At 66.6% G+C, this 17,643-nt stretch carries 18 protein-coding genes and 1 riboswitch; of the genes, 13 read left to right on the plus strand and 5 right to left on the minus strand.

Annotation, left to right across the window (positions count from 1 at the left end; all coding sequences use genetic code 11):
- The first annotated feature begins 109 nt into the window (after nucleotides 1-109).
- From DQP56_RS03475 to dmpG, 7 genes are read left to right on the plus strand one after another with little or no spacing between them, the layout of a single operon-like run.
- Nucleotides 110-1,729 (plus strand): flavin-containing monooxygenase, encoded by a 1,620-nt coding sequence (locus DQP56_RS03475; protein ID WP_234825489.1) that lies wholly within the window; start codon nucleotides 110-112, stop codon nucleotides 1,727-1,729.
- Nucleotides 1,729-2,526 (plus strand): mycofactocin-coupled SDR family oxidoreductase, encoded by a 798-nt coding sequence (locus DQP56_RS03480; RefSeq protein ID WP_112683591.1) that lies wholly within the window; start codon nucleotides 1,729-1,731, stop codon nucleotides 2,524-2,526. Before DQP56_RS03475 ends, DQP56_RS03480 begins: the two co-directional genes overlap by 1 nt.
- Nucleotides 2,523-3,365, plus strand: a complete 843-nt coding sequence (locus tag DQP56_RS03485; RefSeq protein ID WP_112683592.1) for a mycofactocin-coupled SDR family oxidoreductase — start codon at nucleotides 2,523-2,525, stop codon at nucleotides 3,363-3,365. Before DQP56_RS03480 ends, DQP56_RS03485 begins: the two co-directional genes overlap by 4 nt.
- Nucleotides 3,366-3,370: 5 nt before the next feature.
- Entirely contained in the window at nucleotides 3,371-4,147 is a 777-nt protein-coding gene (locus tag DQP56_RS03490; RefSeq protein WP_112683593.1) for a hypothetical protein, read from the plus strand.
- A 40-nt stretch (nucleotides 4,148-4,187) separates the two neighbouring features.
- On the plus strand, nucleotides 4,188-5,039 hold the full coding sequence (locus tag DQP56_RS03495) for an SDR family oxidoreductase (protein WP_112683594.1): 852 nt from the start codon (nucleotides 4,188-4,190) through the stop codon (nucleotides 5,037-5,039).
- Between the two features lie 51 nt (nucleotides 5,040-5,090).
- Nucleotides 5,091-6,023: an acetaldehyde dehydrogenase (acetylating) gene (locus tag DQP56_RS03500; protein ID WP_112683595.1), complete on the plus strand. Its 933-nt coding sequence runs from the start codon at nucleotides 5,091-5,093 to the stop codon at nucleotides 6,021-6,023.
- Complete coding sequence (dmpG, locus tag DQP56_RS03505; protein WP_112683596.1) at nucleotides 6,020-7,054, plus strand: 4-hydroxy-2-oxovalerate aldolase; 1,035 nt, start codon at nucleotides 6,020-6,022, stop codon at nucleotides 7,052-7,054. Before DQP56_RS03500 ends, dmpG begins: the two co-directional genes overlap by 4 nt.
- A 58-nt stretch (nucleotides 7,055-7,112) precedes the next feature.
- Here dmpG and DQP56_RS03510 read toward each other — a convergent pair whose 3' ends face one another.
- Nucleotides 7,113-7,736, minus strand: coding sequence for a TetR/AcrR family transcriptional regulator (locus DQP56_RS03510; RefSeq protein WP_112683597.1), 624 nt, complete (start codon nucleotides 7,734-7,736; stop codon nucleotides 7,113-7,115).
- 381 nt (nucleotides 7,737-8,117) lie between these two features.
- Between DQP56_RS03510 and DQP56_RS03515 the strand changes: the two genes are divergently transcribed.
- From DQP56_RS03515 to DQP56_RS03540, 6 genes are all read left to right on the plus strand, one after another.
- Complete coding sequence (locus DQP56_RS03515) at nucleotides 8,118-9,098, plus strand: acyl-CoA thioesterase (protein ID WP_112683598.1); 981 nt, start codon at nucleotides 8,118-8,120, stop codon at nucleotides 9,096-9,098.
- Between the two features lie 41 nt (nucleotides 9,099-9,139).
- Nucleotides 9,140-10,537, plus strand: coding sequence for an aldehyde dehydrogenase family protein (locus DQP56_RS03520; protein WP_112683640.1), 1,398 nt, complete (start codon nucleotides 9,140-9,142; stop codon nucleotides 10,535-10,537).
- A 33-nt stretch (nucleotides 10,538-10,570) separates the two neighbouring features.
- Nucleotides 10,571-11,392, plus strand: a complete 822-nt coding sequence (locus tag DQP56_RS03525; protein ID WP_112683599.1) for an SDR family NAD(P)-dependent oxidoreductase — start codon at nucleotides 10,571-10,573, stop codon at nucleotides 11,390-11,392.
- Between the two features lie 11 nt (nucleotides 11,393-11,403).
- The gene (locus DQP56_RS03530) at nucleotides 11,404-12,324 is read left to right on the plus strand and encodes an LLM class F420-dependent oxidoreductase (protein WP_112683600.1); all 921 of its coding nucleotides are present in this window, start codon (nucleotides 11,404-11,406) and stop codon (nucleotides 12,322-12,324) included.
- Nucleotides 12,325-12,425: 101 nt separating this feature from the next.
- Complete coding sequence (locus DQP56_RS03535) at nucleotides 12,426-13,163, plus strand: DUF1906 domain-containing protein (RefSeq protein ID WP_435673814.1); 738 nt, start codon at nucleotides 12,426-12,428, stop codon at nucleotides 13,161-13,163.
- The gene (locus DQP56_RS03540) at nucleotides 13,163-13,813 is read left to right on the plus strand and encodes a hypothetical protein (RefSeq protein ID WP_112683641.1); all 651 of its coding nucleotides are present in this window, start codon (nucleotides 13,163-13,165) and stop codon (nucleotides 13,811-13,813) included. Before DQP56_RS03535 ends, DQP56_RS03540 begins: the two co-directional genes overlap by 1 nt.
- A gap of 39 nt (nucleotides 13,814-13,852) precedes the next feature.
- On the opposite strand, the gene DQP56_RS03545 is transcribed toward DQP56_RS03540, so the two are convergent.
- The 4 genes from DQP56_RS03545 to DQP56_RS03565 all read right to left on the minus strand — a co-directional run bounded on the left by DQP56_RS03545 (nucleotide 13,853) and on the right by DQP56_RS03565 (nucleotide 17,537).
- Nucleotides 13,853-15,061: a PPE family protein gene (locus DQP56_RS03545; RefSeq protein ID WP_205868788.1), complete on the minus strand. Its 1,209-nt coding sequence runs from the start codon at nucleotides 15,059-15,061 to the stop codon at nucleotides 13,853-13,855.
- Between the two features lie 19 nt (nucleotides 15,062-15,080).
- Nucleotides 15,081-15,377, minus strand: a complete 297-nt coding sequence (locus DQP56_RS03550; protein ID WP_112683603.1) for a PE family protein — start codon at nucleotides 15,375-15,377, stop codon at nucleotides 15,081-15,083.
- A gap of 280 nt (nucleotides 15,378-15,657) precedes the next feature.
- Nucleotides 15,658-15,830: riboswitch (M-box (ykoK) riboswitch) on the minus strand.
- 293 nt (nucleotides 15,831-16,123) lie between these two features.
- Nucleotides 16,124-16,714: a TetR/AcrR family transcriptional regulator gene (locus DQP56_RS03560; RefSeq protein ID WP_165824889.1), complete on the minus strand. Its 591-nt coding sequence runs from the start codon at nucleotides 16,712-16,714 to the stop codon at nucleotides 16,124-16,126.
- Entirely contained in the window at nucleotides 16,695-17,537 is an 843-nt protein-coding gene (locus tag DQP56_RS03565; protein WP_112683604.1) for an SDR family NAD(P)-dependent oxidoreductase, read from the minus strand. The genes DQP56_RS03560 and DQP56_RS03565 overlap by 20 nt, the downstream gene beginning before the upstream one ends.
- Between the last annotated feature and the right edge of the window lie 106 nt (nucleotides 17,538-17,643).

The following is a 17,643-nucleotide window of genomic DNA, read 5'->3' on the forward strand; positions in this document are numbered from 1 at the left end:
CCGTGGATTCGGTCAGCGGTCCTCACCGGTAGCCGGGAGAAAATCTGGATGCCCGTTGACCGGGAAACGACCAGCGGCCTCAGCATGCGTGCGGCCTAACCTAGCCGTCGTGAGTAGCGCGACCGAAAATCATGTCGATGTCGTCGTGGTGGGCGCAGGATTCGGTGGCCTGTACGCCTTGCATAAATTCCGAGGGCAGGGCCTGGCGGTCCGTGTCTTCGAGGCGGCGCCGGAGGTCGGGGGGACCTGGTACTTCAACCGGTATCCCGGTGCACGATGTGATGTCGAGAGCCTGGACTATTGCTACTCGTTCTCCGATGAGCTGCAGCAGGAGTGGACCTGGACCGAGAAGTACGCCACGCAAAGCGAGATCCTCGAATACATCAAGTGGGTCACCGACAAGCTGAATTTAAGGCCGGGGATCACGTTCAACACCAGGGTCGTGTCGGCCGTCTTCGACGAAGACGCCGCGCGGTGGACCGTAGCCACCGACACCGGCGAGTCGGTTGCGGCGCGGTTCGTGGTGATGGCTACCGGACCGCTGTCCTCCCCGTTGACGCCCGACATCCCGGGCCTGGACACCTTCGGGGGCGAGACCTATCACACCGCTCACTGGCCGCACGAAGGGGTGGACTTCACCGGCAAGCGTGTCGGTGTGATCGGTACCGGATCGTCAGGTGTTCAGTCGATTCCGATCATCGCCGAGCAGGCCGCTCATCTTTACGTCTTTCAGCGCACCCCCAATTACAGCGTCCCGGCGGGCAACCGTCCGCTGACCGCCGAAGAGATCAGGTATGCCAAGGCCAATTACGCCCAACGGCGCCAAATGTCCTGGCGCAGTGGCGGGGGATCGCCGCATGTGGCGCATCCAAAGCTGACCATGGAGGTCACGCCCGAGGAACGCCGCGCGGCGTTCGAGGAACGCTGGCAGCTGGGGGGAGTCTTGTTCTCCAAGACCTTCGCCGACCAGATGGTCAGCCTCGAGGCCAACGAGGAAGCCCGCAAGTTCTACGAAGAGAAGATCCGTGCGGAGATCGACGACCCCACGCTCGCCGAGCTGTTGATCCCCGACGACCACCCGATCGGCACCAAGCGAATCTGCACCGACACCAACTATTTCCAGACGTTCAACCGGCCCACCGTGACACTGGTCAGTGTCCGCAAGACGCCCATCGAGTCGATCGACAAGACAGGCATCCAGACCTCGGCGGCCCACTACGATCTCGACGCCCTGGTTTTGGCCACCGGTTTCGATGCCATGACCGGCACGCTGGCCAAGATCGACATCGTCGGTCGCAACGGGCAGAAGCTGGCCGACGACTGGGCCGACGGCCCTCGCACCTATCTCGGGTTAGGTGTCGACGGCTTCCCCAACCTGTTCCTGGTGTCAGGACCGGGCGCACCGGCGGTGCTGGCCAACATGGTGTTGCACGCCGAGGCGCACATCAACTGGATTTCGGATGCCATCGCCTATCTGGACCAGCACGGCTACGCGGCCATCGAGGCGACTGCAGATGCCGTTGACAGTTGGATCGCCGAATGCAACCAGCGTGCCGACGCGACGCTCTTCCCGAAGGCGAACTCGTGGTACATGGGCGCCAACGTCCCCGGAAAGCCGCGGGTGTTCATGCTGTTCATCGGCGGATTCGCCACCTACCTCGACATCTGCGCCGAGGTGGCCAACGCCGGATACAAGGGATTCGAGCTGCGCAAGTCCTTGGCGTCCTGATGCCGAACCTCGCCGGCAGAGTCGCGGTGGTGACCGGTGCAGCCCGCGGGACCGGCCGCGCGCACTGCCTCCGTCTCGCCGACGCGGGCGCCGACGTCATCGCCGTCGATTCGGCAGCCGCGGTCGATGACCTCGCGGGCACGGCGGACGCGCTCGCAGACAACGGCAGGCGCTGCTTCACCGGCATCGCCGATGTACGGGACCTTCATGCCGTGACCGAGGTGATCGACGCGGGGGTCGCAGCACTCGGCGGGTTGGATGTCGTCGTCGCCAACGCCGGCATCCACACCCCCGGCGCCCCGGCCTGGGAGCTGACCAGCGAAGTCTGGCAAGCGGCGCTCGACGTCAACGTCACCGGCGTCTGGCACACCGTCAAGGCGGCCGTACCGCACTTGAGGTCAGGCGGCGCGATCGTGATCATCAGCTCCACCAACGGACTTCGCGGCACTGCCGACACCGCCCACTACACCGCTAGCAAACATGCGGTGGTGGGATTGGCCCGAACCCTGGCCAACGAACTCGGCCCGCTCGGAATTCGGGTGAACACGGTGCACCCCGGTGCCGTCGCGACGTCCACGGTCCGCAACGAGGCCACCTACCGGAGACTGTGCCCCGACATCGACAATCCGACCGAGGCCGACGCGATCAAGGTGCTTGCTGGGCGCAACCTGCTGCCGGTGCCGTGGGTGGAGCCGAGTGATGTCGCCGAAGCGGTCGCCTTCCTGGCTTCCGACAGTGCTCGCTACATCACCGGTGCCCAGCTCGTCGTCGACGCCGGCTTGACCCAGAAGACATGACGATTCCTCGGCTTGCTGGAAAGGTCGCGCTGATCACCGGCGCGGCCCGTGGAATCGGGCGGGCGCAGGCGGTTCGCTTTGCCCAAGAGGGGGCCGAGATCATCGGAATCGACCTGTGCGGTCCGGTCGATACCGTTGTGGTGCCGCCGTCCACGCACGACGACCTCGCCGAGACAGCGGCGCAGGTACGGGCCGTTGGCGGGCGGATGATCACCGCGGTTGCCGATGTGCGCGAACGAGAGCTGTTACGGACTGCCATCGACAGCGGGATCCGCGAATACGGCGGACTCGACATCGTCTGTGCCACCGCGGGAATCACTTCCCGCGGGTTGGCTGCCGAGCTGCCAGAGGAGACCTGGCGCACCATGCTCGACGTTAACCTAACCGGGGTGTTCCACACCTGCCAGGTCACCGCACCGCATCTCATCGCGCGTGGAGGCGGTGCGATGATCCTGGTGAGTTCGATAGCAGGGCTTCAGGGATTGGTCGGAGTGGCGCATTACACCGCGGCCAAACACGGGGTGGTGGGTCTGATGCGTAGCCTCGCCAACGAACTCGCGTCGCACCGGGTTCGGGTGAACACGGTTCACCCGACGAACGTCGACACCCCGCTGATCCAGAACGACGCGGTCCGCAGCGCGTTCCGGCCCGACCTCGACCGGCCACCGACCCGCGAGGAGTTCGCCGAGTCGGCGATGAAGATGAACATGATCGATGTCCCGTGGGTGGAACCGGTGGATGTGGCGAATGCGTGCTTGTTCCTGGCCTCCGACGAGGCCCGCTACGTCACGGCCGTGACCCTGCCTGTGGACGCCGGCAGTACTCAGCGACAAAGGTAGTGAATATGGCCGAATGTCCCTTGGTGTTCTTCTCGTTCATCTCGCTGCATAACGCGGGCCCCGATGACCATCGTCGCTACAACGAGTGGCACCAGCTGGATCATCGCCCGGAGAACCTGGCGCTGCCGGGGGTTGCCGCAGGAGAGCGCTGGCGAAGGCCCCCGGACTGCAAAGAGATATCCACGGCGACCGCGGAGCAGGAGAGCGTCGATTACGTAGCGATGTACTGGTTTCGGGAACCGGTCGAACGGTCCGTCCGGGAGTGGGAGCAACTCGGCGCCGATTCCTTCCAGTGGGGCAGAGGACCGATGATCCCGGGCGTGCGCCGAACGCTGTTGGCCTTCTTCCGGCCGGTCAAGGGATACTCAGCCCCGTCGTCGCTGGTGTCGCCGGCAGCGATTCCCTACCGACCCAACCAGGGCCTGCACCTGACACTCACCCGCTATCACGACCCGCTCGGTACCGATACGCACGAGCAGTACCGGCTAGACGATCAGGTTGTGATTCCCGAATTGCTCCGGCTTCCCGGGGTGGCGGGCGCCTGGACCTTCACGCTCGATCGCCATCAGGACAACGCCATGGGCTTGCGGTCGCAAGAAGCATCCGACACCGCGGGCGCGCTGCGGATGCGACTGCTCTACCTCGATGACGACCCGCTGGTCACGACGGCGCGGGTGCGCGACCGGACCGCGGAAATCCGCGGCTCGCGAACGCTGCCCGGCCTTGGCGAAATAGTGCTCGATACCCCGCTGCGCGCCATTAACCCGTGGTTGGACTGGTGACGATCTCTTCGAAGGCCATCGATGTGACGGAAGGTGCGTTGTGGGAACGTATGTCGTAACCGGATCCGCATCGGGCATGGGCCGGCAAGCCACCGAAAAGCTCCGTGCCGCAGGGCATAGCGTTATCGGAATCGACATCAAAGACGCGGAGATATCGGCCGACTTGTCGACAACGGTGGGACGCCGGGCGGCCGCCGAAGCTGCGCTGGCTGCCTGCGGTGGCGTTCTGGACGGGGCAGTCCTCGCCGCGGGACTGGGCCCCGTCGAGGGACGACAAAGGTTGATTGCACAGGTCAACTATTTCGGCGTGGTCGAATTGCTGATGTCCCTACAACCCGCCTTGGCTCGCGCCGAGCGCGCCAAGGTGGTCGTGATCGCCAGCAACTCCACCACCACCACTCCGCTGGTGCCCCGCCGGGCGACCCGCGCCCTGCTCGCCGGCGACGTGGACAAGGCGCTGCGCGCGGTCCGGGTCTTCGGCAAGAAGTCGGCCGCCATCGTCTACGCGGCATCGAAGATCGCGGTATCGCGCTGGGTCCGCCGCCACGCCGTCACCGGTGACTGGGCCGGCGCGGGCATCCGGTTGAACGCGCTCGCCCCGGGAGCGATTATGACCCCTCTGCTGGCCGAGCAGCTCGCCAATCCCAAAGAAGCCAAGGCGGTCAAGGCGTTCCCGGTCCCGATAGGCGGCTACGGCGACGCCGGCCAGCTCGCCGACTGGATGCTGTTCATGCTCTCCGATGCCGCTGACTTCATGTGCGGCAGCGTCGTTTTCGTCGACGGAGGATCTGATGCCTACTTCCGCACCGATTCCTGGCCGGTCGCCGTGCCCGCCAGGAGTCTGCCTCATTACCTGGTGCGCTTCCTCGGTTATGGGCGGTCCAAACGCTGAGCTCGATGACCGTTGATCCCTGTCCGAACGATTTAAGTAGAGGAGGTTGACGTGGCTGCCAAGGCCAGTGTCGCGATTGTGGGGTCGGGCAATATCAGCACGGATTTGCTGTACAAGCTGCTGCGTTCGGAGTGGTTGGAGCCGCGCTGGATGATCGGTATTGATCCGGAGTCGGAGGGGTTGGCGCGGGCTCGCAAGCTGGGTTTGGAGACCTCTGCCGAGGGCGCGGATTGGTTGCTGGCTCAGGATGAGTTGCCGGATTTCGTGTTCGAGGCGACCAGCGCCTATGTGCACAAGGCGTATGCGCCCAAGTACGAGGCGGCCGGGATCCGGGCGATCGATTTGACTCCGGCGGCGGTGGGGCCGGCGGTGATTCCGCCGGCGAACCTGCACGAACACGTCGATGCCCCCAACGTCAACATGATCACCTGTGGTGGGCAGGCCACCATTCCGATCGTGTACGCGGTGACCCGCGCGGTCAAAGAGCAGGGCGGGGTGGTGCCCTACGCCGAGATCGTGGCCAGTGTGGCCAGTGTTTCGGCGGGGCCGGGGACGCGGGCCAATATCGATGAGTTCACCAAGACCACCTCGCGCGGGGTGGAGACCATCGGTGGTGCGCAAAAGGGCAAGGCGATCATTATCTTGAACCCGGCTGATCCGCCGATGATCATGCGCGACACCATTTTCTGCCAGATCCCCGAGGACGCCGACCGGGATGCGATCACCGCGTCGATCACCGATGTCGTCGCCCAGGTGCAGACTTATGTGCCGGGGTATCGGCTGCTCAATGAGCCGCAGTTCGACGAGCCGTCGCTGAACTCCGGGGGGCGTGCGGTGGTGACCACGTTCGTGGAGGTGGAGGGTGCCGGCGATTATCTGCCCCCGTATGCGGGCAACCTGGACATCATGACGGCGGCGGCCACCAAGGTCGGCGAGGAGATCGCCCGCGAGATGGCGTCGGCCAAGGCTGGAGGAGCGAAATGAGCGATCACATCTTCGATGTGCGGATCACCGACACCAGCCTGCGCGACGGTAGCCATCACAAGCGTCACCAGTTCACGCGCGAGGAGGTCGCCGCGATCGTCGCCGCGATCGATGCCGCCGGGGTGCCGGTGATCGAGGTGACCCACGGCGACGGGCTGGGCGGCTCGAGCTTCAACTACGGGTTCTCCAAGACCCCCGACCAGGAGCTCATCAAGCTCGCGGCGCAGACCGCCAAAGACGCCAGGATCGCGTTTTTGATGCTGCCCGGGGTGGCCACCAAAGACGACATGAAACAGGCGCAGGGCAACGGCGGACAGATCTGCCGGATCGCCACGCACTGCACCGAGGCCGACGTGTCCATCCAGCACTTCGGGCTGGCCCGTGAGCTCGGGTTGGAGACCGTCGGGTTTTTGATGATGGCCCACACCGTGTCCCCGGAGAAGCTGGCCGCCCAGGCCCGGATCATGGCCGATGCGGGCTGCCAATGCGTGTACGTGGTGGATTCGGCCGGTGCGCTGGTGCTCGAAGGGGTGCGTGACCGGGTTCAGGCGCTGGTCGCTGAGCTCGGTGACCAGGGAGATGGGGCTCAGGTGGGTTTCCACGGTCATGAGAATCTCGGGCTCGGGGTGGCCAACTCCTTGGAGGCGGTGCGTGCCGGGGCCAAGCAGATCGACGGCTCGGTGCGCCGCTTCGGTGCCGGGGCGGGCAATGCGCCGGTGGAGGCGTTGATCGGGGTGTTCGACAAGGTCGGGATCAAGACCGGTATCGACTTCTTCGACATCGCTGATGCCGCCGAGGACGTGGTACGCCCGGTGATGCCGGCCGAGTGCGTGCTGGACCGCAACGCGCTGATCATGGGCTACTCCGGGGTGTACTCCAGCTTCCTCAAGCACGCGGTGCGTCAGGGGGAGCGCTACGGCGTGCCCGCCCACGAACTGCTCCACCGCGCCGGCCAACGCAAACTCATCGGCGGCCAAGAAGACCAGCTCATCGACATCGCCCTGGAAATCCAACGGGAGCGTGCCGATTAGCAACCGCGGATGCGGCCGCTGGCCGGGGCGAATGGCAGAAGGAATCCAGCGGTGGAGGTCAAGCGTCCGGAGCGGATAGCGTTTCGCCGACGCTGGGCCTCTGCTTCTGGCGGTCGGCGTTTTTCCTGATTGCCGTAACAGCATGTTCAAGTCGCCGGCGCAGTTCACGCGGTGTTGCTCGGTTTTGCGCGAGCGCGAGGAGATTCGCGATCCATACATCCGCCAACAGCGCGGCGACCTGCTGGTTATGGTCGGCGCGAGTCGGTTGGTCCGGCTCCATGGCATGGGCGAAGATGTCTATCAGTTTGTTCCGCACCAGTTGAGCGTTGACGGCGGCGGATCCGGTCGCTTGCAGATATGCGCGCGCCGCGGTATCGGCGAGTCTCGGTGTCACCGACAGCTGTTCAGTAAGACATGCGATGACGTGTAAGAGTCGCTGGTGTGGTTCGGCCGGCCCGACGATGTCGGCCCCTAGCTCACCCGCGAATTCACTCAGCCAGCTGTGGAGGCAGTCCAGCAGCAGCCCATCCTTTGATGGAAAGTAATGGTAGACAGCGCTGGCGGGGACCCCGGCAACGTCGGCCACATCCCGGATCCGCACTGACTCGTAGCCGTTAACAGCTTGTCGCAGTGCGGCATTGACAATTCGCTCCCGCCGGCCCCCATGATCGAGCAGACTCACGGGACGGCGCCTGTCGAGCCCTTGTGCGTGGCCGGCAGTCCAGACCTCTTTCGGGAAGCTGCGCTGGGACGGACTGGCCGGAGGATGCCGAGTCCGACAAACACGTCATTCCCTTTCACCCGGGGGCTTGTGTCCGCAACACTCGTGCGAACGTGTCTTCTGATCAGGAACGCTAGGGTGCGCGCCCAGTAATTGGCTGCTGAGTTCTCGTTCACCGGGACCCTTTCGTCGGTCGCGGTGGCAGCCGGCACCGCTCGCGTTTGCCGGTGAATGTTGGCAGTGCCGATAACGGGGCCGACCGGCCCTTGACATAAGTCAAGCGGTTGACTTAAATCAGGTGACGCCGCCGGTTCCCGGGTCGGCAGTCCATCGAGGAGGCCCATGTCGTCGCCGCCTGAGGCCACCGCCCAGTCCGACTTCAGCGGTCCCCTTCGCGGGTCGGACAGCCCGCTGGAACGGGGCACCCTCGGCGCCCTCGATGAGCTGCACGGGGTGCTGACGCCGCAGCCGGTCGGCGCCGACCGATTCCGGGTCGGCAACGAGGCCGTCCGCTTCGGGCGGATCTTCGGCGGCCAACTCGTCGCCCAGGCGATGGCGGCGGCCGCCGCCACCGCCGCCGAACTCATCCCGCATTCGGTCCACGCGTCGTTCCTGCGTCTCGGCGACTCAGGCGCACCCCTGGACATCATCGTCGAGCGCACCCGCGACGGGCGCTCGATGTCGGTGCGCCACGTCGTCATTGAACAAGACGGCAAGGCGCTGGTGACAGCGACGGTGTCCTTCGACGCCAACGCCGAGAGCACCGACGTAGGCACCGCAGCGGCCCCGGCCACAGCCCCGGAATCCCTACCGCTGCTGCAGCACTGGGCACAGCACGCCCCGGCAGGACTGGCCGGACCGGGAAGGACGTGGATCGACCGGCCGCCGCCGCTGGAGATGCGCATCGGTGAAGCGCCCATCTTCCTCGGCGGCGCACAGGCACCCGGGCAGCGCACTCACTGGATGCGCTTGCCGCGTCCGGTCGACGCCGGCCCACAAGCGCACGCCGTGCTGCTGGCCTACGCCAGCGACTATCTGCTGGTGGACATGGCGTTACGCTCCCACCCGCAGCGTGTCGGCTATGCCACGCACCGGGGACTGACCCTCGACCACACCATCTGGCTGCATCGCCCGGTGCAATTCGACCAGTGGCATTCCTACACCCAGCAGACGATCGCCGTCGTCGGGCATCGCGCCCTCGTGCACGGAGCCATTGTCGACGTGGCCGGGCGGCACGTGGCCAGCACCGCCCAAGAAGTTCTCATCCGGCCGACAACGAATCCGACTGCGCCCCCGGGATTTAAGGAAGGATCACAACAGTGAGTAGCACCATCGAAGCCGACCCCGCCGTCGAAACGGGTGGGATGATCCCGGTCTACAACCCCTCGACCGAGGAACAGATCGCCGAAGTCCCCGACTCCGACCAGGCGGCCGTCGACGCGGCGGTGGCCCGGGCGCGGGAGAGCTTCGAATCAGGGGTGTGGCGCAAACTGCCCGCCGCGCGCCGCGCCGAGATCATGTTCCGCGCCGCCGAAATCATCAAGGAACGCACCGCCGAGCTCGCCGAGATCGAGTCGCGCGACAACGGAATGACCGCGATGGGCGCCAGCCAGATCATCAAGGTCTCCCAGGAGATGCTGACGTACTACGCCGGATGGGTCGGCAAGATTCACGGCGAGTCGAGCAACCTGGTCTCCGACGGGCTACTCGGCCACTTCGAGGAGTACCACACCTTCACCCAGCTGGAGCCGGTCGGAGTGGTCGGCCTGATCATCCCGTGGAACGGGCCGTTCTTCGTCGCCATGCTCAAGGTGGCCCCGGCATTGGCGGCGGGCTGCAGCTGCGTGCTCAAACCCGCCGAAGAGACACCGCTGACCGCGCTGAAGCTCGAGGAGATCTTCCGCGAGGCCGGCCTTCCCGACGGCGTGCTGAACGTCGTCACCGGCTACGGCGAGACCACCGGTGCGGCCCTGACCGCCCACCCGGGAGTCGACAAGATCTCGTTCACCGGGTCCACCGAGGTCGGCCGGCTGATCGTCAAGGCCGCCGCCGGCAACCTCAAGCGCCTCACCCTTGAGCTAGGCGGCAAGTCACCGCTGATCATGTTCGACGACGCCAACCTCGACAAGGCCATCATGATGGCCGGCATGGGCCTGCTGGCCGGCTCCGGCCAGAACTGTTCCTGCACCTCGCGGATCTACGTCCAGCGCGGCATCTACGACCAAGTCGTCGAGGGCCTGGCCAACTTCGCCCAGATGCTGCCGATGGGCGGCAGCGACGACCCCGACTCGGTGCTGGGCCCGCTGATCAGTGAGAAGCAGCGTCAACGCGTGGCAGGCATCGTCAACGACGGGGTGGCCGCCGGAGCGCAGGTGGTCACCGGCGGCAAGCCTATGGATCGGCGCGGCTATTTCTACGAGGCGACGATCATCACGAACACCACCCCCGATATGCGGCTGATCCGTGAGGAGATCTTCGGCCCGGTCGGATCGGTGATCCCCTTCGACGAGGAGGATGAGGCGATCGCCGCCGCCAACGACACCGAGTACGGGCTGGCCGGCGCCATCTGGACCGGGAACCTCAGCCGCGCTCACCGGGTCGCGAACCAGCTTCGCGGCGGCCAGATCTGGGTGAACTGCGCGCTCGCTGCCGACCCGTCCATGCCGATCTGCGGGCACAAGCAATCCGGCTGGGGCGGGGAGCGCGGCCGCAAGGGCCTGGAGGCCTACTTCAACACCAAGTCGGTCTACATCAGCCTCTGACCGGTTGGTCGAGACACCACCCGGAGGTGGATCGTGGCATTGCCGAAGGATGCGTCGGCCCTCGACGGTCGAGTAGCCGTCGTCACCGGCGGCGGGGCCGGCATCGGCCGCGGTATCGCGGAGACCTTCGCGGAATTCGGTGCCCGGGTGGTGATCTGGGAGAAAGACCCGCAGACCGCGGAACGCACGGCCGCCGCGGTCGGGGGTCTCTCCTGCGCGATCGATGTCCGCGACGCTGATCAGGTCGATACGGCGCTGGCCAGAACCATGGCAGAGGTGGGGCTACCGACAGTGCTGGTCAACAACGCCGGCGGGGCGTTCTCGGCACCGTTGCTGGACACCGCCCCGAAGGGGTGGGACACCCTGATCCGTTCCAACCTCACCCATGTGCTGCTGTGCACCCAGCGCGTCGCCCAGGCACTGGTGCGGCACGGGGCGGCCGGGAGCATCATCAACATCGCCAGCATCGAGGGCGCCCGCGCTGCGCCCGGCTTCGCGGCCTACGCAGCGGCGAAGGCGGGTGTCATCAACTTCACCAAGACGGCGGCACTGGAGCTCGCGCCGCACGGCATCCGGGTCAACTGCCTGGCACCGGATCTCACCCTCACCGAAGGCATCGAGCGCATCGGCTCGGCCGAGATGCTGGCGCACGCCGGCTACATGATCCCGATGGGACGGCCCGGCCATGTCGATGAGATGGCCGGTGCCGCAGTGTTTCTGGCCGGCGATCTGAGTAGCTACGTCACCGGCCAGACGCTGCACGTCGACGGTGGGACGCACGCGGCAGGCGGCTGGTATCACCACCCGGACACCGGCGACTACCTACTCGGTCCGCCGCGGCCGAAACCAGAATGAGAGGAACCCGCATGCGGTTCGCGTTCACCTACCCGATCATCACGCATCCGTGTGACCCGGAACTGGTCTCCCCGCACGGGGTGACCACGGTGGCGAAGGCCGCTGAAGCCGCCGGTTTCGGCGCCATGGGCTTCACTGACCATCCCGCGCCGACCCAGCGCTGGCTCGACGCCGGCGGACACGACAGCCTGGACCCGTTCGTGGCGATGGGGTTCGCGGCGGCGCACACCCGAACGCTGCGATTCATCCCGAACGTCGTTGTGCTTCCCTACCGGAACCCGTTCGTGGTGGCCAAGTCCGGGGCGACGCTGGATCTGTTGTCCGGCGGCAGGTTCACCCTGGCGGTCGGCGTGGGCTACCTCAAAGGCGAGTTCGCGGCGTTGGGCGTGGATTTCGATGAGCGCACCGCATTGGTCGAAGAGAGCCTCGACGTCATCCGGGCCATCTGGACCGGGGACGACGTGTCGTTTCAGGGCCGGCACTTCAATGCCAGGGGAGTCACCGCGCATCCGCGCCCGGTCAGCAGCCCGCATCCGCCGATCTGGATCGGCGGCAACACCGGCAAGGCGCGGCAGCGGGTCGCCACCCGGGGTGACGGGTGGGCGCCGTTCGCTGCGCCGCCCGGTCTGGCCGGCACGGCTCGCACCGCCGCGATGGATTCCATCGAAATGCTTGCGGCGGGAGTCGATGACCTGAAGCGCCGCTGCGACCAGGCGGGCCGGGACTGGTCGGCCATCGACATCTGCTTCTCCAACCTGGCCGGCGGCCGCCTCGGCTACGACGACTTCGACGCCGGCGCCTACCTGGACGGTCTGGGCCGGCTCGCTGACGTCGGGGTCAGCTGGGTGCAGGTCGCGCTTCCCGGCGACAGTCTGGGGCGTGCGATCGAGGCGATAGCGCAGTTCGGGGAAGCGGTGATCAAGCACGTTTAGCGATGCACGGGCCTGCTGATGGCGCGCCGGACGCCGGCGGCGGCTACCCTTCCGGTGTGACGCGATCGGTTTCCCGCCGCGAAGCCCTGCGGTACGGCGCGCTGCTGGCACCGGCATTGGCGGTCCCCGGTTTCTTCGCGGCAACAGCCGGTGCGCCGAAGGCGGCGGCCGAGGGGCTGCAGCTCATCGATTTCGCCCACCGGCTGGTCGAGCCCGAGCGGATCAAGGCGGCCGGCTTCGCCGGGGCGCTGGTCTACGTCTCGGAGCTGCGGCCCGGCGCCACCTTCGATTTCAAGCCCGTCACCCGTGACTACGCCGACCGGCTCCGCGCGGCGGCCCTCCAGATCGTCAGCTGCTACCAGTTCGGGAAACCAGGCTGGCCGGATTCGCCGTCGGATTTCACCCGCGGCTACGACGGGGGAGCCGCGGACGCCCGCACGGCGCTGCGGCTGCACACCGCCGCCGGCGGTCCGCCGAGCGCGCCGATCTTCTTCAGCGTCGATGAGGACATCGACGCCAAGGCCTGGAAGAACTTCGCGGTCCAGTGGTTTCGCGGCATCAACTCGGTGCTGGGGGCAGCGCGCACCGGGATCTACGGCGGTGCCCGGCAGTGTTCCTGGGCGATCGCCGACGACGTCATCGGGCACTCGACCAGTGCGGGCCACCGGTGGGCCTGGCAGACCCGGGCGTGGTCGGGCGGCGAACGCGAACCGGCGGCCGTGCTCTTCCAGCGGGAGATGGTCACCGCAACCGACCCGGGTTTCCTGATCGACGACGTCCACGTCGACGTGGATGACGTGTTGGCAGCCGATTTTGGCCAGTGGGAGCTGGTGCGCTGATGGAGTGGGACGCGGCGCGGGTGGCGCGATGGTCCGGCACGCTCGGCTTCGCGCTGCCGGTTGTGACGCTCGCGGTGTATCCGATCTGGTCGTTCCCCGGCACCCAGACGCTGGCCACCGAGGTGGCCTGGTGGGCGACCCAGCACCACGATCGACTGGTCGTGACGATGCTGCTCAACACGGTCGGTGTGACGCTGTGGCTGGTGTTCGGCGGGGCAGTGTGGACACTGCTGCGGGATCGGCTGCCGGTGAGATCGGTTCTTGCGCCGTGCTTCGCCACCGGCTTCATCGGCTGCGTGACGCTGCTGCTCAGCGGGTTCACCGCGTTCGACATCCTGCTGTACCGATTCCACAGCCCCGAAGCAGTCGCGCTGCTCTACGACCTGGCGTTCGGTCTGCTGGCCATGTCCGGTATGCCGACCGTGGTGGCCCTGGCGTCGTTCGCGGTCGCGGTGTACGTCCACGGGGTGCTGCCCCGATACACCGCCCACCTCGCCGTTGCCGCTGCCGCGGTACATCCGCTGTTGTTGCTGGCGTTCATCGTCGGCACTGGACCGCTGTCGCTGGAAGGACTCTCGATCACCGCCATGCCGGCGTTCTTGTTCGCGTGGATCCTCGGAACCGCGTTGGGGATGCCGCGCCGGCCGTAGCTGTCGGTTCCTCGGCTTGCCCACGCCGCGCCGATGTACCTACCCGACCACCACCGGACGCGGCATCACGGTGAGCTTGACGCCATAGCGCGGCGTCCCGAGCCCGAAGCTGCCGCTCCGTCCGCCACCGTTCGGGAGCATCGGAGGTGGCATGGCGGTCATCGACCTGCTGTCCGGGGCGACCGTCCAGCCGCTGGCTGTACCGGCGCTCGGCGCAGCTGCCGGGACGGCCGTTGCCCAGTTCGGTGGTGCGGACAAGGATCCGACCAGGGTCGCTCTGCCCACTCCGGCCGACACCGGCGAGCCTGCGCCGCCGACCGCAGCTCCGGCAGCACGGCCGGCCGTCTCGGCCGACGCCAGTGTCATAGCTGGCGCGGAGCTGAGCCCGCCACCAGTAAGGGCGGCCGTGCCGCCGTCGAGGCCGCGGGCCAGAAACCCGAGCGTGGCCAGACCCGCAAAGCCCTCGAGGTTCCCGCCCGGATCGAAGATGCCGGTCGCGGCGATCGTATTCCACAGCTGGGCATTGATATTCAGGCCCGAGCCGTCGTCGTGGCCCCAGGTCCCGTCGAACAGACCGTCGAAGAACTTCGTCCAATGCCAATCCGGGTCCGTCGGCCTCGTGCCCTGTGCCGGCGACGCCATGCTCCGCAATGCGTTGGGCACCTGGGAGTGCGCATTTCCGGTGTCGGAGGGGAGCGCGCCAGAACTACTCTCGTCGTCTGAACTGGTGGTTTCCGGCGCTACCGCGAACGGAACCAGTTCGGTGGCCGATGCGGCAGCGGCGGCGTAGCTGTACATCGCCACGGCGTCCTGCGCCCACATCGCAGCGTAGCGGGCTTCGGTCGCCGCGATCGCCGGTGTATTCAGTCCCAGAGCGTTGGTCTTGACCAATGCCGCCAACATCACTCGATTGTCTGCGATCGCCGGCGGTGGCACCGTCATCGCGTAGGCCGACGCGTAGGCATCGGCGGCGGCGTAGGCCTGCGCTGCGGTCTGCTCTGCCTGTTCGGCGGTGACGCTCATCCAGGTGATGTAGGGCTCGGCGGCCGCCGTCATCGCCGACGCCGAGGGGCCCCACCAACCTTGGCTGACCAGGCTCGCTACCGACCATTCGAAAGATATCGCTGCAGAACGTAATTCTGCGGCCAACAGGTTCCAGGCCGCTGCGGCGGACAGCATCGGACCGACACCGGGGCCGGCGTACATGCGTGCGGAATTGATTTCCGGGGGAATTGCTCCGTAATCCATCATCAGTAAACCGTTTTCGCTAGATCGAGATGGCGTTGGCAGCGTCGGTCGCTGCGTAGGACTGCGCGCTGCGCTGCAGCATGATCACGAACCTCTCGTGCACCACAGCGGCGCGCTTGCTGATCGCCTGGTACATCTGCGCATGTCTGGCAAATTGGGCGGCGGTCAGTGCAGAGACCTCGTCGGCGGCCGCCGGAACCACCCCGGTTGTCGGCCCGGCGGCGGCCGTGTTCTGCGCAGCCACCGTATTGCCGATGCTGCTCAGATCAGCAGCTGTCGCGGTGAGCTCTTCGGGAAGTGCAGACACAAAAGACATCGAAACTCCTTGGGGCATAGCGAATAACACTGCAGGGACAGCAAATTCGCACGCTGGAACCGCGCTCGGGACAGCAGACGGGAGCGCGGATACGGTATGGCGCAGGCCGAGTCAGAAAGTGAAAGCGGCGCCGCGAACGGGTTCGAGCGAAGTGGTCGTCGAACTCGGATAAGGACTATCGTCCGGACTCAATCTTGCTCTCACCTCCTAACGGCCAGGGCACACGGGGATGCCGGCGCAGCATGCACATCAGGGAGAGCCGGGCCGACAACACCGCCGGCCGGCACCCCTCTCGTCAGAGTTTCGGCACTGCACGCCGTATCCGGCCAGAAGCCGGAAGCCACTTGGGCTCAACCCTTAAGCCGGGAAGAGCTGTCCTGACCCTGGGCGTCTCTCGACGTTGGAGGTCAGTGGCCTGTATCCGTACAGACGCCTCACCTAGCGAGGTGCGTTCGCGGCCATGGTGGCAGCAACAGTGCGCGGAGTCAACTCGACCGGCGTGGCGTGGCTGCCGTGCCGGACCAATCTGGGTATGGAAACCCGCTGGCCAGCAACGTATTTCGGGGTTAGAGAGAAGGCGCTTTCCCGCGACCGACGTTGGCCCCGTGGGGCGCGTTTCGAAATACGTTGGGTGTCAGTCTGGTTCGCAGGAGCCGGCCTTTCGCGTCGGGGAGGTGTCCCCGTTGGATCAGCGTAGAACTAGCTGTGCGCGGCATGAAAACCTGCTATACATCGGTGACGCGGAGCTAGGTTTTGCGCCAGGGTGCCAGCAGCAGTTCGCACGCGCGGCGCATGTCGGTTTCGGCTTGCGCCGGCGTGGTCTCACCCATCACCGCCCACGACAAGACGCCATAGGCGCACTGCTCGACCAGCAGCGCAAGCTGGGCGTCCTGCGGTGCGGGTCGGGTGATCCCGGCGACCGACAGGATGATCTCGCGCAGATTGAAATCGCCGGCCGCTCTGGACTCGGCTCGCCGGGCATTGACCGAAGTGATCATCGCGCGGGCCAACCGGGGTCGGGCGAGCATGGACCGGCAGATACCGGCCATGAGTTCGCTGACATCGGCTGTTGGACAGCCGGTCACCGGCTCCGGCGGCGTGATGGATCGGGTGTAGTGCAACAGCAGCGCGCTGAACAGGTGATGCTTCGTCGGGTAGTAGCGGTAGACGGTGGTGATCGAAACGCCGGATTGATCCGCCACAGCCTGCATCCGGACCGCCTCCAGCCCGTGGCGGGCGCCGAGTCGGGCGGCGGTGGCGAGTATCCGTTCGCAGCGCCGTCGCTGGGCGGCCGTTCTGGGAGCCGCCGGCTCGCGATCAACCGGTGGGCGGGGCATCGGAGTCGGGGGTGGGCCTGCCGCCGAGCAGCTTCTGCATCATCCGATGGGACGCGAGTATGGCTGCGGCCCGGTCGGGCGTGGCGCGCAGCGCGGGATTGCCGGCATGAGCCGAGACGACGTGCACCGGGCCGTGGGGGAGCTGGGCCAGTCCCTCGCGGGCGACGTCGGCCGGATCGGAGACCGGCATCCCGGGGATGTCGAAGTTGAGCCCCACCCGCTGCATGGCCGGTGTCCTGGTGACGCCGAGCACCAGTTCGAGCACATGCACGTTGTGTTCGCGCAACTCCAGCCACAGGCCCTCGGCGTAGATCCGGGTGAAGGCCTTCACGCCGCCGTACACGCTGTGCCGCGCCGAACCCTGGTAGCCGGTGAGCGAGCCGACCAGCAGCACACCGCCGCGACGGCGAGCACGCATCGGGCCGGCGAAGTGATGGATCAGTGCCAGCGGAGTCGTCACATTCAGGTCGATCACCTGCTGGAAGGCCGCCAGATCGCCGTCGAGGAACTCCGCGCTGTGGGTGTTGGCGCCGGCGTTGTAGATCAGCAGGCCGACCTCGAGACCCGTCGTGGCCGAGCGGATCTGCTCGATGCTGTCGGCCTGCGACAGATCCAGCGCCAGTTCGCGGACGTCCACGCCGAGTTGGCGGCAGCGGTCAGCGGTGTGGTGCAGCGGTTCCGGTTTGCGTGCGATCAGGACCAGGTCGATTCCCGCGCGGGCCAACAACAGCGCGAACTCGGCCCCGACACCTTCGGAACCGCCCGCGATCACGGCCCAGGGTCCGTACTGCGGGCCCCAGGCCGGTGCCTCACCGCTGGACAACAGCAGCCTCCATAACTAAAATTCACTTTAGTTTCTCGCAAGGCTACCTCGGCCACGCAGCGCAAGGAAAGTGCATGAACCGATTGCGGTACGACGTTCGCCGGGC

It is taken from the genome of Mycolicibacter senuensis (assembly GCF_003284925.1).
Classification (GTDB): Bacteria; Actinomycetota; Actinomycetes; order Mycobacteriales; family Mycobacteriaceae; genus Mycobacterium; species Mycobacterium algericum_A.

Excerpts from the sequence above, each read along its gene's own strand:
- DQP56_RS03480 (WP_112683591.1), top strand. The coding sequence starts at position 1,729 with ATGCCGAACCTCGCCGGCAGAGTCGCGGTGGTGACCGGTGCAGCCCGC.
- DQP56_RS03485 (WP_112683592.1), top strand. The coding sequence starts at position 2,523 with ATGACGATTCCTCGGCTTGCTGGAAAGGTCGCGCTGATCACCGGCGCG.
- DQP56_RS03490 (WP_112683593.1), top strand. The coding sequence starts at position 3,371 with ATGGCCGAATGTCCCTTGGTGTTCTTCTCGTTCATCTCGCTGCATAAC.
- dmpG (WP_112683596.1), top strand. The coding sequence starts at position 6,020 with ATGAGCGATCACATCTTCGATGTGCGGATCACCGACACCAGCCTGCGC.
- DQP56_RS03515 (WP_112683598.1), top strand. The coding sequence starts at position 8,118 with ATGTCGTCGCCGCCTGAGGCCACCGCCCAGTCCGACTTCAGCGGTCCC.
- DQP56_RS03520 (WP_112683640.1), top strand. The coding sequence starts at position 9,140 with ATGATCCCGGTCTACAACCCCTCGACCGAGGAACAGATCGCCGAAGTC.
- DQP56_RS03530 (WP_112683600.1), top strand. The coding sequence starts at position 11,404 with ATGCGGTTCGCGTTCACCTACCCGATCATCACGCATCCGTGTGACCCG.
- DQP56_RS03540 (WP_112683641.1), top strand. The coding sequence starts at position 13,163 with ATGGAGTGGGACGCGGCGCGGGTGGCGCGATGGTCCGGCACGCTCGGC.
- DQP56_RS03545 (WP_205868788.1), bottom strand. The coding sequence starts at position 15,061 with ATGGATTACGGAGCAATTCCCCCGGAAATCAATTCCGCACGCATGTAC.
- DQP56_RS03550 (WP_112683603.1), bottom strand. The coding sequence starts at position 15,377 with ATGTCTTTTGTGTCTGCACTTCCCGAAGAGCTCACCGCGACAGCTGCT.
- DQP56_RS03560 (WP_165824889.1), bottom strand. The coding sequence starts at position 16,714 with ATGCCCCGCCCACCGGTTGATCGCGAGCCGGCGGCTCCCAGAACGGCC.